Source organism: Azonexus sp. GW821-FHT04F04 (genome assembly GCF_059420025.1).
Genome location: NZ_JBWKSX010000017.1, coordinates 50,337 through 65,201 on the forward strand (window position 1 = coordinate 50,337; position 14,865 = coordinate 65,201).

At 52.5% G+C, this 14,865-nt stretch carries 14 protein-coding genes; 8 read left to right on the plus strand and 6 right to left on the minus strand.

The features are described from left to right. Window position 1 precedes the first annotated feature (1 nt). From AC07TV_RS21620 to tnpC, 7 genes are all read left to right on the plus strand, one after another. Window positions 2-322: a hypothetical protein gene (locus tag AC07TV_RS21620; protein ID WP_494650413.1), complete on the plus strand. Its 321-nt coding sequence runs from the start codon at window positions 2-4 to the stop codon at window positions 320-322. 35 nt (window positions 323-357) lie between these two features. After that, window positions 358-1,080, plus strand: a complete 723-nt coding sequence (locus AC07TV_RS21625) for a hypothetical protein (protein WP_494650414.1) — start codon at window positions 358-360, stop codon at window positions 1,078-1,080. Between the two features lie 92 nt (window positions 1,081-1,172). After that, a complete protein-coding gene (locus tag AC07TV_RS21630) occupies window positions 1,173-1,502 on the plus strand; it encodes a hypothetical protein (protein WP_494650415.1) in 330 nt (109 codons plus the stop codon). Between the two features lie 98 nt (window positions 1,503-1,600). Further along, window positions 1,601-2,347, plus strand: a complete 747-nt coding sequence (locus AC07TV_RS21635) for a hypothetical protein (RefSeq protein WP_494650416.1) — start codon at window positions 1,601-1,603, stop codon at window positions 2,345-2,347. 198 nt (window positions 2,348-2,545) lie between these two features. After that, window positions 2,546-2,968, plus strand: a complete 423-nt coding sequence (locus AC07TV_RS21640) for a transposase (protein ID WP_494650417.1) — start codon at window positions 2,546-2,548, stop codon at window positions 2,966-2,968. Beyond that, complete coding sequence (gene tnpB, locus AC07TV_RS21645) at window positions 2,944-3,294, plus strand: IS66 family insertion sequence element accessory protein TnpB (RefSeq protein WP_494650418.1); 351 nt, start codon at window positions 2,944-2,946, stop codon at window positions 3,292-3,294. The genes AC07TV_RS21640 and tnpB overlap by 25 nt, the downstream gene beginning before the upstream one ends. 32 nt (window positions 3,295-3,326) lie before the next feature. Next, entirely contained in the window at window positions 3,327-4,898 is a 1,572-nt protein-coding gene (gene tnpC, locus AC07TV_RS21650; protein WP_494650419.1) for an IS66 family transposase, read from the plus strand. A gap of 237 nt (window positions 4,899-5,135) precedes the next feature. Here the strand turns inward: tnpC and AC07TV_RS21655 are convergent, their stop codons facing one another. The 3 genes from AC07TV_RS21655 to AC07TV_RS21665 form a co-directional block, all read right to left on the minus strand. Beyond that, window positions 5,136-7,106, minus strand: a complete 1,971-nt coding sequence (locus AC07TV_RS21655) for a hypothetical protein (protein WP_494650420.1) — start codon at window positions 7,104-7,106, stop codon at window positions 5,136-5,138. Between the two features lie 196 nt (window positions 7,107-7,302). Beyond that, window positions 7,303-7,860, minus strand: a complete 558-nt coding sequence (locus AC07TV_RS21660; protein WP_494650421.1) for a hypothetical protein — start codon at window positions 7,858-7,860, stop codon at window positions 7,303-7,305. Window positions 7,861-8,105: 245 nt separating this feature from the next. Next, entirely contained in the window at window positions 8,106-8,327 is a 222-nt protein-coding gene (locus AC07TV_RS21665; RefSeq protein WP_494650422.1) for a helix-turn-helix domain-containing protein, read from the minus strand. 125 nt (window positions 8,328-8,452) lie between these two features. Between AC07TV_RS21665 and AC07TV_RS21670 the strand changes: the two genes are divergently transcribed. Beyond that, entirely contained in the window at window positions 8,453-9,364 is a 912-nt protein-coding gene (locus AC07TV_RS21670; RefSeq protein WP_494650423.1) for a DUF2726 domain-containing protein, read from the plus strand. Between the two features lie 165 nt (window positions 9,365-9,529). On the opposite strand, the gene gmtX is transcribed toward AC07TV_RS21670, so the two are convergent. The 3 genes from gmtX to gmtY are packed head-to-tail and all read right to left on the minus strand — an operon-like array spanning window position 9,530 to window position 14,694. After that, window positions 9,530-10,252 carry a gamma-mobile-trio protein GmtX gene (gene gmtX, locus AC07TV_RS21675; RefSeq protein WP_494650424.1) on the minus strand — a complete coding sequence of 241 codons (723 nt, stop codon included), beginning with the start codon at window positions 10,250-10,252 and terminating at the stop codon, window positions 9,530-9,532. Further along, window positions 10,242-13,208, minus strand: a complete 2,967-nt coding sequence (gmtZ, locus tag AC07TV_RS21680; protein ID WP_494650425.1) for a gamma-mobile-trio integrase GmtZ — start codon at window positions 13,206-13,208, stop codon at window positions 10,242-10,244. The genes gmtX and gmtZ overlap by 11 nt, the downstream gene beginning before the upstream one ends. A gap of 1 nt (window position 13,209) precedes the next feature. Beyond that, entirely contained in the window at window positions 13,210-14,694 is a 1,485-nt protein-coding gene (gene gmtY / locus AC07TV_RS21685) for a gamma-mobile-trio recombinase GmtY (protein WP_494650426.1), read from the minus strand. Window positions 14,695-14,865 lie beyond the last annotated feature (171 nt).

The following is a 14,865-nucleotide window of genomic DNA, read 5'->3' on the forward strand; positions in this document are numbered from 1 at the left end:
CATGGCAAATACCATCGAAATTCCGAGCAACTGGGTCTGTAACGGGGTAGAACTGAAGCCAAAATCAGGGGCAAATTCGTCCAACACCTGGGTGATGAGTGGCAAGGAAATCAAGCCGAAAACGAATGCTCTGTCTTCCAATACTTGGGTGTGGGACGGCAAGGAACTGAAGCCAAAACAGGGGGCGCTCTCTTCAAATACTTGGGTGATCGAGAACAAGAAGGCAAAGCCGAAATCGGGCGCGACCTCCGCAAACACGTATGACGTGGGCGATCTGCCGATTCTGGCGATTGTAGGGAAACTTGTTCTTAAGTTGTGGTGACATGAAAAGCGAAGCTTAAAAGATGGAGATGTGCAATGAATGAAGTATTGGAGTCGTTCAAAAATATTGTTGACAGTTCTGATGGCGGAGATGTCGGCACCCCATTCGCTCGCTCTATTTGGCTTTTCGGGATTGAGCCAGGAGACTCAAAGCAGGATCAGGAAATACGGGAATCTGGGATGGTCGAAATATCTGATAGCGATTACTCAGTTGATACCCAAATGCGGTGGGTATACAACAAAAATGCTTTCAAGCTTCTCGCCTCGATAGACGGGAAGGCTGTCGCAGAGTGGGAGTCTTTCGCTCACGAAAAACAACCGTTTGCACGAGGAAGCAAAGGATACTTCAAAGGAAATCTTTATCCCGTCGCAAGCCAAAGTCTTGCGACGTGGTCAGAGCGATCCCAAGAGGAGCTTGGAATTGGAAAGGAAGATTTTTACGATTGGTGTCGGAAAGAGAGATATCCGGAAATACAAAAACTCGTCACGGAACACCAGCCAGCCCTGATCATCGGCGTTGGCGTTGGCCATCGTAATGAGTTTGCTAAAGCATTTTTTGGAAAAAGTGCTTCAGAGTTTTTGGTATTTCAATCAATGGCGAATCAACGAATTCGCCGTCTTTACTATCAAGAAACAAACGGTATCAAGCTAGTTGTAGTTCCTCATCTCTCTCCGCGTGGCCCCTACTGCCTTAGTAGTACTGATGCTATCCAATGCGCGGGTAGCTTCATCGCCGATTGGCAAAAGGATCCGACGTAGCTATGCAACTTGATCCAACACTAACCGAAAAGCTTTATTCGGACTTTCCTCGCCTCTTCCGAGGACGCCACAAACCGGCCCAGGAGAGCTCAATGTGCTGGGGCTTCGAATGTGGCGACGGCTGGTATCAGTTGCTTCATGGCCTGAGTATCCAATTGAGCAACTACCTTGCCGAGCATCCTGACTCGAATTTGGAAGCTATTCAGGTTAAATCGAAATTCGGTCGCTTGTGTTTCCACCTCAGTGATTACGATGCTGTGGTGGAAGAGATGATCAACGCCGCCCGTGAGCGCGCTGCTGCAACGTGCGAAATTACGGGAAGGCCCGGCCAACTCTGTAGAGGCAAATCCAGGCGCGATCCCTTGATGGTACTGTGTCCCGAAAAAGCCGAGGAGTTTGGCTACTCCGTAGTGATCCGATAGCGGCGTCGGCTTGTCATCGCGCTTGCTTGGATCGCGACACTTCTTGTCGCAACCATCGCGAGAATGGGTAAGTACGAAACCATTCAGGTCGACAAGCCATGACCAACACCGAAACACTGCACGCCATCGATGCCCTCTACTTGGGCAATTTCCGTCAAACGCTTTTCCATAAGATTCTCCACGCACAACTGGAACTGCGCGAATATCTCAAGCAAGCGGAGGCATTGGTCCTGGCAATAGAAGTCTCTCCTGACTGCCGGAGACAATACGCCGAAATCATCCAGCGGCTCCTGCCGCCGGTCAGCGTGTTGGAAGAGATATCACATGACATGTACGACGTATGTTCGTCAGATGCGGATACCTGCGAACCTGTTCAATGGGGCTCGGCAGACACAATCCCTGAGGATGAAACAAGAGCCGTCATTTCGCGGCTCGATGCTGTCGAGCAAGAGACCATCAAAACGCTGAACAGCATCGGTGAGGCACTTACCTCGCTACCGGCCGTGACAGCGTCCTGGAACCAGTGGGCACGCCTCCGAGTATTTTACAAACTCAAGCCAATTCCGGAGCGCCCCTACTACAAGCATGATTCCGTTAGGTTCAACGGCTGCCCGCCATTTCTCGACGCGTGGTGCTTTGCGAAGCCGCCAATAGACGCCGAAAGCGATCCAGTATCTCACTATCTGCTGGACGCCGAATTTATGCCGCTGATTTACCTGCCATTGCTCGACGATGTTGAAGTGGAGATTGAATTCAAATTTGATGGGGGCTGTTCACGGACGCCGCATGCAAAAGGAGTACCCACTCAAGACAGGGCAAGCCATGAAGCCGAAAACTCTCACTGACCTTAGGAGGCTGGGCGGCTGGATGCGACGTAGTGATCTCAGACTCCGCGGAATGGGGAGGGAGCTGCGCTCGGCAAGTAAGGAGCTGCCCTCTGCGACACTTTCAATCGCTATGAAGTAAGCGCTCAATAAACCACGCACTTTCCCGCTGAGCGTCAGTGGTGAAAGATATGTCCACGTAAAACAAGGTGGACACCTATGACAGAGCAGATTTCAGAATTGAAGCAGCGACTGGTCGTGAGCCGCAAGCAGGATGGCCGATGCTGCTACGACCCGCAAGCCAAGCACGAATTGATCGAGGCCGGTTTGCAACCCGGCGTCTCGGTAGCGAAACTGGCGCTGGCGCACGGAGTCAACGCCAACCTCCTGCGCACCTGGATGACCAAACATCAGCGTCAATCGTTGGCTGGCGGTTCCGTGCGGCCATCAGCTGCAGCGCCAGCGCCGTTTATCCCGGTGGTGCCGGTCGGCGCCCATCGTTCGCCGATCACGCAGCCTGAACTGACAGCCCGGCTCCCCAATGGCGTTCGACTGGAATGGTCGGCGTTGCCGCCCGACCAACTGGCGAATATTCTTGTGCTGCTTTCCACCCTGCCATGTTCCGACTCGATTCCCGGCTGAAGGTCTTCCTGCACCGGGAAGCAGTGGATGGCCGCAAGAACATCAACGGACTCGCCCTGCTGGTTGAGCAAGGGCTGGGTCTCGACCCGTTTGCGCCGGTGGCCTATGTATTCAGCAACCGCCGGCGCGACCGGATCAAGATTCTGCTCTGGGATCGCAACGGATTCTGGCTGCTCATCAAGCGGCTGGAAGTAGATCGCTTCAAATGGCCCAAGGAGTCCGATCTCGTCGAACTGACCGTCGAGCAATTGCACTGGCTACTGGAAGGCATCAACCTCTCGGCCATGCAGCCGCACCCGGCCCGACATTATCAGCGCGTGGGGTGAACGATTTTTAACCGCTCCAGTCAAATCGTCATATGCTGAACGTGACCCTGACCGCCGAAGAATTCAACGCGCTGATTGCCGAGCGCGAGGCCGCCGTCACCGAACGCGAAGCCCTGCGCGGCGAGCTCAAAGTCCTCAAGGTCGAGCGTGATCTCCTTCAGGAGAAACTCAACGCCTTCCTGCGCAAACTGTTCGCTGCCAAGAGCGAGATGCGCGGCAACGGGCAGTCGGAACTCTTCAACGAAGCGGAAGCTTTGGCTTCTGCCGAGGGCTCGGTGACCGAGGAAGTCCCCGTCGAATCCGCTATCGAGATTGCCGGGCATATCCGCCAGAAGCGCGGTCGCAAGCCCCTCGATCCGGCACTGCCGCGCGAGATCGTGCGCCATGAATTGCCGGAATCCGAACGGATTTGTCCGCATGACGGCAAGACACTGGTGGAAATCGGCGTAGAGACCAGCGAACAACTCGACATCATTCCGCAACAGGTTCGCGTGATTCAGCACCAGCGCGTCAAATATGCCTGTCCGTGTTGCGACCAGGGGATCAAGGTCACCCCGGTGCCAGCCCGGATCATTCCCAAGGGACTGCTGACCGAGGCCGCTTTAGCCTGGGTGGCAACCTCGAAATATCAGGATTCGCTGCCGCTCTATCGGCAAGCGGCATTGATTGGCCGTTTCGGTGGCGATCTGTCGCGCAACACACTGGCCGGCAGCATGGTCAAGGTCGGCGAAGCAGTGCAACCGATCATCAATCTACTGCGTGATCACTTGCTCGACGCCGAACTGGTGTTCGGCGACGAGACGGTGATTCAGGTGCTCAAGGAACACGGTCGAGCGGCGCAGACCAAGAGTTATCTGTGGGCGCAGATGAACGGCACCGGGCCACCGGTGCGATTGTTCGGCTACGCCCCGGGCCGTGGCGGAACCCACGCCGAGCGGCTTTATGCCGGAATCAGCGAAGGCGCGGTCTTGATGTCCGATGGCTACGAGGTCTACAACGGCATCGCGCAATCACATCACCTCATTCATCTGGGGTGCTGGGCGCATGCACGGCGTTACTTTGTCGAGGCGGAGGCCGTCTTGCCGAAAGCGGCCCGTCGTCCAGATCAGCCGGCGACGCAGTTTATTGCCGCGATTGCCCGGCTCTATGCCGTGGAGGCGAAGACCAAGGGCAAAGTGGTGGCCGAAAGGGCTCAATTACGCGAGGCATCAAGCCGCCCCATCCTGGCGGAAATTCAGCATCTGCTGGTAACGCATCGGCACAGCGTGACGCCAGGCAGTTTGTTGGGCAAGGCACTGCATTATCTGGAAGCACAATGGCCGAAGCTGATCCGGTATGTCGAGAATGGCGCCTGGCCCATCGACAACAATCTGTGCGAGAACGCGATCCGACCGTTCGTTGTGGGGCGGCGCAATTGGCTCTTCGCCGACACGGTGGCCGGCGCCAACGCCAGTGCGAACATCTACTCGCTGATCGAGACCTGCAAGGCCAATGGGGTGGATACCTATCGGTATTTGGTTGCCTTGTTCAAAGCCTTGCCTTTGGCAAAAACGGCGGACGATTACGAGCAACTCTTGCCTTGGCATCTGACCTTGGGCGAATGAGCTTTACCTGATCCGTCTGTTACACCAATTAGCCTGTTGATGGGAGGGCGCGGTTTATTGAGCGCTTACGCTATGAAGGTCTGATAAGCAAGGGCAATCCAAGTAGTCAATATGCATCAGTAAAGTTACTACAGATAATGCTGATAGTCCTTTTAAGGACTGTTTACCGGCATATTGGCGACTGTATCGCCCGAAAAACGCACTGGCCGCAAAGGCCGATCTCGGGTCATCGGCCTCTCATCCGAATAAAAATGCAGCCATCGCGGTCGCGCCTGCCGCAAGTCCGACTTTGGTTGCCGCATTAATTACTGCTTCAGGAAACTGGCGTTCTCCGCGCATCATTTGTATAACCTCATCGACCGTTGCTATGCCCAAAGCAACGATGGCTGAGTCGCCAGTACGATTGCCTACAGTATGATCGTGAAGATCCTGATGGACACTGCAAACGTCATCGTGCAACTCTTTGTTTTCAAATCCACTATCGCTGACTCGGGGATCGTGACAATTTGCTCCCACTTCTTGGGTCACCTTTACGTCAATATCTGGGTAACGCTTTAGGTGGTCGGCCACTGGGCCAGAGGAAGCGACTGCCTTCAACTGGATTTCCTTGAGAGCTTCGCCGGTCTCACGGTCACAAATCTGAACGTCCGATCCAGGATAGTTCGTCGCTTCGTGTATTCTCGCAAACGTATCACTGTGGCTCTCGTTGTACTCTCGAACGTAGGAGAGTTCGTGATAAATGCCCTTCACATTTGCCGCGAATCCTCGTTGCTGCTCAGTATTTAAGCCCCTAAGAAAGTCACGAATTTGGTGTTCTGTGGCCTCGCGAAGTTGCGAAGATGAGCGCCGAATGGCTTCGAGAACAAGGCGAGACTCAACACTGTGGTCTAGAGGGGCATTGGTCAGCAGGGCAGCAAAAACACCGCCGATAGCATACATGGCGCGTTGGTCAATAGTACGAGCTTTTTCGTTCACTTCTTGCCCGTTATCGGCCGCAATCGCGTCAATCACAGAGGGAGCCGCAGAGGCCATCGTGCTTCGAGCCATTTCCGAAAACCACGCTTGCCCCTGTTCCGAATGCAGCCAGCTCACGTAAATTGCCAACCGTTCAAGGGCTGCAGTACGGAAGTCAGTCAGAGCATGCTTTCGAAACGCAATCGCGTTCCTCGCATCAAGCGGTTTGCACAGTTCGACTGAGTTGTCACGCAGCTTTATAAACAGCGGACGCAAGGCTCCCTCGAGTAGCTGAGTAGCCGCATCGGCGTTCAACGCATCGGGCTGCTTCCGATATTCTTCGCATAAGGCGGACAGAGTCCAGCACGATTGCACAACCCATAGTTCGAGTTGGCTGAGCGACTCGAAAGGTCGCCCTTCTGATCCTAGAACCTTGTAAGCTGCAAGCCCGACGATCATTGCTAGTCCACCGGTCAGGACTGCGCCTGCTGCCATGCCACCCCCCACCAGGCTCCCTAACCACGCAAGCGTCGCGCTCGTCGCCGCGGCGCCTGAGAGACCAGCAATTGCAGTCCCAGTCCCTGAGGTTCCGAACGCGGCAACCAATGCAAGGATTCCGGACACAGCTGCTGCTCCAGACGCCTTTGCAAACACCATGCGACTGAACTGAGTTCCTAGCGCCCTCGATTCAGAGGGGCTAATCTGCATAACGCAAGCCGCAATGTAGTTCAGTTCCACTTCGGCGGCCAGAAGCAGCTCCTCGCAGTCATAGGTTGGCAGAGATGGGGCGAAGAGCGTCTTCACGCCCGATCGCAGCGATCCGTATGCTTCCTCACTGGACAAACTCACGGTCTTGAACGTTTCACTGGCGACAATACCGTCTTTGAGCTTCCCCGCTGGGGCCAGGACGTTCTCTTGTAAAACCTTTGTAATCCCGGCTTGTTCGGCAGCATCCTTCACGGACTTGCCCGACTGCTGCACAAAGTCAGCGATCTTTGTGCCTAGCTTGCTGGCTTGCACGGTCAATTCGTGGCGTTCATTCAATTCGCGGAATTTTTTCCCGAACTGGCGCCCCGCCTCCTCGGTCTTCTTCGTGATGTTCAGACGCTCATCGACATTTCTTAACTTCTCAGCGGTCACACTGGCTGCATCGCCCATTTTGGCCCCAATTATTGAGGCTGCTTCTTTGGCTTCCTTCTGAAATCGTTGCAAGGACGACAAGGAAGGCGACGGCGGTTGAGGCTTATTCTTCAATTGCTACTCCTACATTTCAAGATAGGTTGAGCTCCTTCATCAGCTCAGAATGTGTTGAGAGGGATTGGCAACATTGTCTTTGATTCTTGAACATGACCGTTGGTGCCTAGATCAGATCAAAGGCGTTATGGGCTTCTTTTTCAGGGGCGTCATCCATTCAACGAGTACCGAGGGTCGATTCTTAAAACTTGGCCGTTTATTTTCCACCTTGCTTGCCCAGCATCGGTTGGGCTTTCAGCCACAGATGATCCTCAATGGCCTGGAGGACCGTCTGGGGAATTGTCGAAGGGAATTTCCAGACCTTGAGGGTTATGGACTTAATGGAATCCGGTTTCAGCCAATGACAAAGCTGCATGGAATAGAGCGTCTTGTCCCGATAGCCCAAATGCTGCTTGATGCGGGACTCGAGCGACGCCGAACTACCAACGTAGAGGTTTCTGGAAGGCTGAATCGGACGGGCAAACATGCGGGTACTTTTCGCTTCCTTGTGCTGCTGCTTCATGGCCTTGAATCGCTGAAGCAAAAGAGCCGGATCCTTCTCTGTCTGCATAGTAAAAATGTAGATGAACCGACAGCCCTTATCTTCCTTGGCCCACTCGATCAAAGGCTTTAGCTTCGCCGCGGGGTAAGCATCAAGTACGTCCGCTGGGGACAATTCAATCGTCTTGAACTCCCCAACTTTCATCGCTGCAATCTCGCCAGCTAGCTTTACCTGAGCGGAACTACAATCGATTATCAGTTCGTCATTCAGCATAGAAACAGAATCTCCCCAAGAGGCTTGCCCAGTGGCAGGGTCCGACCCGAGCCACCACTGACGCTTGTCGCTGTACCCAGGGGATTCATTGTCCCGTTCCTGGTTGGTTTCAAGCGGCCCCCTGAGAATCTGGACATCATAGTCTGATTGGTTGTCGAAGGGCAGCTTGCCGACGCATTGCAGTCCAAATCAGCGAGCGCGCCGAATGACAGCTTTGGACGACAAGTAGAAAATGGAACCTCGCCTTATTCTGAAAAATCCATCAGTCCCGAAGGCGGGATTTCCAGTGTGAGAGCTAGTTTGACGATGTTTTCAAGCGCAATATTGCGTTGCCCGCGCTCAACACCACCAAGATAGCTTCGAGCTAAACCACTGTGCAGCGCCAATTGCTCTTGCGACCAGCCTTTCGCCTTGCGCAGCATGGCAAGTCGTCGGCCAAAGAGGATTTTTGGGTCGGTAGAAGGCACGTTCCGCTGTCTTGAAATGATCAGCGGATGCTAGGCAGGCGGCTACTTTAATGCCACGCTCTATGAGTGACAATTGCGCGTTCAAAACGTACCATTAGGCCCTAGATTTTCAAGACGACGAGACTGTGGACGGAAGCCAGAACGCTCTGGATGTGCAATACCTTCAGCACTTGCTTGCCAGGCGAGATCACGAGCAATTTTTAGCGGCATTTGAAGATGCGTCACGTCCCCTAGATGACTTTCGAAGGGCACTAGGTGGCGAAGGGCTTTGTCTCTTCATGGTCGATGAAGGCGACCAGAGAAGAGACTGGTCGATTCGATACGCGAACTTGCTGCTCGACCGTGCCATCGAGGCCCCCTCAGGCGTCATTCTCAACCTGGCCACACTCCTCGACTCCACTGCACTGCTTGATCTGGTCAAGCTTGAAGAGGGAAAAGGGAGTCGTACCAGCGGCTACAGCTCAGGTGATCAGAAAGGCGAAAGGCCTTCAGGGAAAGCAAGTCAGGCCATCCTGCAAGTGAAGCGTGTCGTTCAGATAATGCAGATGTTTTTGGGGGATGGTCAATTTTCGGACGCCACGGGGATTTGCCGATCCGTTTTTCGCAGCCCGCAGGAACGCACTTTTTTGCGCGCCCTATCGCTCCGTTTTCCTGGCTTGTTGGCGCTACCAAACTACCCGCTGGATCAGATCGTCGCGCTTGATCGAGTAGGTGCAATCGATGCCGAGACGCTACGGTACGGCAGAAACTGTCGGCTGGATGCCGTGTTGATTGTTCCGGATGAGGGAGATCCGGTCGCTGTATTCGAGTTGGACAGTCGGTATCACGACCTGCCAGAGAACGCTGGCCGCGATGCCATGAAAAACAGTTTGATCGCAGCGACGGGCCTGCCATTTTTCAGGTTAAGGGCGGAGTCGCCTGAATCGATGACAACTGACGAGTGGTACGCCCTCCTCTCCGACCAGGTGTTGCCACATCTTGATTTGGGTGGCCGGATTCGCTGCCGGCAGGCGGCTTACAGCCTGATTCCCTGCTGACCTTCAGGATTTGACATTAGTCCTTCTAGTGTTCATTGCAAGATCAGTTTTCGCTAAGCCATATCGAATATCCCCAATTATTTGCTGTGTTTCTCTCGATGATCCAAGACTCAGCTTTTTCCAAGTTGATCGCGGCAATCTGACAACTGCTTTACTTTGAGGCGCTCATTTACATTTCGACTGATCGTTAACGCCCATGTAGGACAGTTCAATCATCTCATTCCTAGGTTCATGGCCGGCGGGCTGTTCAATATTGACCATGATTTGGCGTATTGCTGTTACAAAGCCAGGCCTGAATATCACACGCCCCTTGTCGTTTATGACACGCCCAAACTCGTCAGCCTTCCAACCTTCAGATTGCATCAAGGTATCACTAACAGCATGCTTAAGCGCTGCGACCTGATCTTCATTCAAGCCAAGGTGTGCGGGAAGCACTTGGCCTACAGGTGTTTTTTGCGGGCTATCACTGATGATTCGGCGGTCGATGACGATGTTGGAATTGGCCTTTAGGAACGTAACTTCACCACGCAGCTTCCTGTTCTCTGCCAAGACCGCACCAAAGACTGAGCGGACAGCTGGATCAGGTATTTTGTCCAAGATCGAGAAGACAGGGTCGGCACCAACTTTACGCAATTTTTTAAGGCTACCACCTGTATGGGAGGCCCAAGCTTTGATGATTCCCTTAAAATCATCGCCTGTTTTATTGTGAATGGAACCTGCGGTCGGCCCCCCTCTCTTATGAGCGATCCGCGCAATAGTTGCTACAGAAAAATCCTTGCTCCCTAACTCATACTGCTCGCGGCATACGGTGTGGACGATTTCGAGGTTTCGCTGCTTACGAGGGTTGGCATTGGCCTTGATCTGTTCCAGCAGGTCGTCAGGATGCATCGTTTTCTCCGTCGTTTTCCGTAACCGCCGCTAAAACCCGTTTGGCCTGAGCGGTTTCGATAATCGTCTTAGCTTCTACAGAGTTGATATATGGGGAGACAAGATCCATTGCGTCATCAAGCATGCCAATTTCATTCAAGAGTCGCCGCCCCTCGACAAATTCGACAGCCCCAGCGATGGAACCAGTTCGGACCTCAATCATTTTCATGATCTGGTTACCTACTTCCATCTGTTGTTCCGGCGTCAATTTATAAAGAACAGGAGGCTTGCCGTTGATGGTCAGCATAATATCGACCAGTTGGGATTGGCGTAGCGCAGCTTTGCTAGCATCGATCTCAGGATAAATGGTGGAATTCTGGCAAACCACAGCCAATTGGTGGCTCTCGGAGGCAGTCTCGGTGAATGCAAAAGTAATATCATCGATTCCTCCCGCTGCGACTAGTCGCACCCCCTCCTTTTGACCAGCTTTGCACAAATCCAACGATCTCCCAATCAGGTAATGGGTAGCTTGCATTACGTTGTGCAGAACGCCGAATGTCTCCAATTCAACGGAAACACGGTGTGACGCTTTGTTGAGTTCTTCGAATTGAGTAAAAGGTGTTCCGTTAAGCTTGCTGGTCAACTGGGTGTTTTCCAATTTGATCAGGTGATCATTGGCGCCAGTCCAGCGTTTGGCGCTTTCGTGCGCCTCGAAGCTCATGGCATTGAAGTGTGCCTGCAGCCCAGCCAAATATGCCGGCCCTGTCAGAAAGAATCGACAGCAAACGCAATTGCGTTGATTCGGATACCCGATAACGGGAGAGTATACGGCGTGCTTTGCCCAATCTCTAATGATCTCCCCTCCGACGTCACACATAGATCCAGCTACGGGACATATTCCCTTGTCTTCAAAGATAAAGGCTGCAGCGCTCTTCTGTAACTTGGCATAGCGAATCGCATCGTCACTGATGCTGGCGAACCGGCGACTGATCTCCTCGAAAGTAGCCTCATTCAGGAAACGTGCGTGGTTTGCTTGCTCAGCCTCGATGGCGCGGCGATCCGCCGCCTCCATCACATCTCGCACATAACTCACTCCCATCTTGGTGTAATAGAGGGTCATGATGATGCGCGCGTGCCCAGCGATCAGCTTCGAAACAATCGGTAGCGGCAGTTGAGCATCGAGAATCAGATAGCTGATCAATGAGACGCGCAAAGCATGTAACGGATAGAAGGTCGTGGTTGGTGAATTCGGTACAACAAACTGGATTGGCATGCCGTTGTTCGCAGTCTCACCACGGTCATGGCAACGTTGTTCAAGACGACGGAGGAGCCGGTACCAAACACGATCCATGCTGGCATCCGGGATAGGCTTAAATCGATCACCGCCCTTCGCCGCCGCATCACGAAAGAGGAATGAGGCTACCCCGCGCGCTTCCAGTACATCGAAATGCGGAATTGCTCGTCCGAAATGCTTTTCCTCCAATTCACTCCACGCTACTGGCTCTAGAAGTCGGTTGTAGCGTTCCTGCCAATTACGCAATTTTTCCAACCAATAAAGGACAGTATCGTGCTGCCATGGAATCACGTAGCCTTTTTTGCTTTCCGGTTTATTAATGTCAGCAGTCTTATTTGTATTAATGTAAAGACCAGCTCCAGACTCATTCTGACTGTGGTGGAAAACCCCGTACTGCCTTGGACTTCTAGGATTCCCCATAGCGAGCGGAGAATCGTTTAGAACAAATTTCCCATCCTGATAGCGCCACGTGTCGCACTCGCCAGAGTCCAGCATACGTACTTGGAAAGTCCGAAGCGGTAGTTCGAGTTTGATATACAGAGCAACCGCGCGTGCAGGAGACCACAACTCTGTAATACGAGCTGGTAAGCCGCGATATCTTCGCTCGTCCCTCGTGGAATTGCGCTCCCGCCATACGCAGTCTGGATCATCACGATCAACGAGCATCGGATCAACCATAAACCAGTCACCGCCCGTGTAGCCCTCATCCATGACCACGTGAGCCCACTTCCAGTCACGGAAGTTCGGTCCTTCGGATAGCATGCCACGCAATTCCTTGATGTAACGAATCGAGAGAGCAGTTCGAACGCTCTCGCTATAGTTCTCTATCCGCGCATCCGACTTACGCATGAACTCTATCGGGTTGTGGAATTCGGGAGGAATGTACCGTAAGCCATTTTCGTCTGCGATACGGGCAATTTTTTCAGCTAGCACCCAGTCCAAAAATACGCTAACGACATTATTTACAGCCAACTGGCCGGCGGTTAGCTTACCCTTCTTACCTTTCGATTTACTTGCAATTAATACGTCAACAAACGAAGGTTTTTCGGATGTGCGCATGAGAAACGTAATCGGATTACGAGGCAGATTGCGTCCGATGATATAGTCAATGAGGAACTTGTTGAGTCCGTATAGGCGTTTATCAAGGTTCAGTTTCTGAAGCGCCAACCATTCGGCAGCGAGCTCCTGCCAGTTCACCATTTTTGGATCACGCAGCACTATGTGTTTGAACCCGACATCAGCACGTTTATTGATTCGTTTTCGCGCCAATCGTTGAATAGGTTGATTCAAACACTCAGGAACAACCGTGCTTCCGTCAGCGTCTTTTTCGGTCAAATGGGCCTCAAGAACCCAATTCAAAAAATCGACGATGATGTCATGAATACGATAATTTCCAACCGACTCGTCCAATTTCAGAACTGTGCGCAGATCAGGTAACTGCGCATCACGTTCAAATAGTGCTACTGGACGCAAGTCGAGATTTTGGCCGTGCAAATACGAGACCAAAAATGGACAAAGCCCTTCCCGAATTGCCTTTGGAAATCTTCCTTCCTTTGTCGATATGGCAAACCATTCCGCCGCCAGCATTCGCCATGCCTCAAAACCCGGATCGAGTTCGAGCAAAAAACGAAACTCAGGATCAAAGTTGAGGTTGGTATTCTTAATTTTCCCACCACCAGGCATTTTATTTTTTCCTAATCAATTTAGGGCTCTTCCCGCTCAATAGGCCCAACGGATCGACATCTTCGAAGCCGTACGACAGGAAATCAGGCGGCGCAGAGAGTCCGCCGCCAAGTTCATTACGCTTCTCGGCCTCTAGAATTGCTTGTCTAACTTTTTCCCTACCTGGGGTCGTGTAAACCGCTTGTGATTCGAGCGATTTGTGGTGCATCGCCTTCATGATTACCATTGGATTAACACCTAAGTCACTACACCGCTGACCGTAGGCATGCCTGTGACCGTGGGGTGTGGTACCAAGCGCCTTCGCAGCTTCGAGGCCAATCCGCTCGACGGCTCGGCCATGTTGGTGCTTGAACGTATCAATGCTGTATGGATCACCGTTTTCCGTAACGAATGCAAAGGGGTGATTGCACGCCAGTTGCGCCCGTTGAGTCATGTATAGGATCCACAATTTCATGAACACACCGCCAGCCCAAGAGGGGAACCAGTGCACGTCGATAAAATGCATGGAGCTACTTAGTGCATTATCTTTCCAGCCTGCATATCGAGAGTGGGTATGAAAATATTGGTCGCGTGGGCGCATACCGAATTTGCCACGCAGGTAAGCTTCTCTTATGCAGTGAATAGCCTTGCCCTTTGCATCCAACCAATCGTGTGGAGCCAGGCCGTCGCTCGGATGAAAGATACGGACATAAGCTCGCTGTGCATCAAAAGGATCCGGCATCACATCATGGACGTACAGTTGGAAAGGCTCTGAAACTCTCAACCCCCCATAGTGCAAGAGCATGGTGATTAGAATGTCCCGCAAGTTCAGCCGCTCCTCAATGCGCGGACTTTTCTGCTTGCCGGGCACAATGAAGCCTCGCCACAATAGATCGGAGATGCTGTCTTCTGGAAAACGTTTAACAGGTTCGTGATCGATTAGCGGTGCACGCTTGAGCAGCGTGTCGCGCGCTCGCGCGACAGCCATTGCCGCCTTGTCACGATCCCACGTATGCCCCAAAAACGATCTGTCTCGCTGATGCTGCCATGCAGCCCAGGCAAGCCTTTGCTCCGCGCTAGTTGCTTCCCTCCATGGGTTCAGCGCAGTTGTGCCGCTCTTCTTGTGAGTCCAGTCAAAGAAGTTGGAGAGAAGTTGCACCAAATGCCGTGTTACTTGATCACTTGATCCCAACCAATAAAGACCGCCAGGGTCACCACCGGTTTCATTGATAGTGCCGCAGGAAAGGCGCGTAACGAACCCTCGGAATAGCTCGGCAGGGTCATCAAAACAATGACTATTAACCTGCATATACTCAATTAAAAGGCATATTCCTTGTGCTAGCTTCGCTCTCCAGCTCGCGCTTCGTTGCTCAAATTTCAGCATATAGTCAATTAGCGGCAGGAGTGGCCCATCCTCGGTAAAGACCACCGGCAGCTCTATAAAACTGTCATGAACGTCCTTGCGGAAGACTTTTGCCCGGAGAGTGACAGGAGGCATGACGGCCATCAGAGATATTTCATCCAACAAATTGCGCCCTGCAAACAAATATTAAGATCGATCATATTATTTTTATTTTTATACCATATATGTCGATTTAAATGACGAAAAAATGCAAATAACGCTATGGAAACTGTTCCAATTCCGCCAAATTATGATAGTTTTTACATGCCATATAAT

Bases quoted from the DNA above. Each gene is read 5' to 3' on its own strand.
- AC07TV_RS21620 (WP_494650413.1), top strand. From the start codon at position 2: ATGGCAAATACCATCGAAATTCCGAGCAACTGGGTCTGTAACGGGGTA.
- AC07TV_RS21625 (WP_494650414.1), top strand. From the start codon at position 358: ATGAATGAAGTATTGGAGTCGTTCAAAAATATTGTTGACAGTTCTGAT.
- AC07TV_RS21630 (WP_494650415.1), top strand. From the start codon at position 1,173: ATGTGCTGGGGCTTCGAATGTGGCGACGGCTGGTATCAGTTGCTTCAT.
- AC07TV_RS21635 (WP_494650416.1), top strand. From the start codon at position 1,601: ATGACCAACACCGAAACACTGCACGCCATCGATGCCCTCTACTTGGGC.
- AC07TV_RS21640 (WP_494650417.1), top strand. From the start codon at position 2,546: ATGACAGAGCAGATTTCAGAATTGAAGCAGCGACTGGTCGTGAGCCGC.
- tnpB (WP_494650418.1), top strand. From the start codon at position 2,944: ATGTTCCGACTCGATTCCCGGCTGAAGGTCTTCCTGCACCGGGAAGCA.
- tnpC (WP_494650419.1), top strand. From the start codon at position 3,327: ATGCTGAACGTGACCCTGACCGCCGAAGAATTCAACGCGCTGATTGCC.
- AC07TV_RS21660 (WP_494650421.1), bottom strand. From the start codon at position 7,860: ATGCTGAATGACGAACTGATAATCGATTGTAGTTCCGCTCAGGTAAAG.
- gmtX (WP_494650424.1), bottom strand. From the start codon at position 10,252: ATGCATCCTGACGACCTGCTGGAACAGATCAAGGCCAATGCCAACCCT.
- gmtZ (WP_494650425.1), bottom strand. From the start codon at position 13,208: ATGCCTGGTGGTGGGAAAATTAAGAATACCAACCTCAACTTTGATCCT.
- gmtY (WP_494650426.1), bottom strand. From the start codon at position 14,694: ATGGCCGTCATGCCTCCTGTCACTCTCCGGGCAAAAGTCTTCCGCAAG.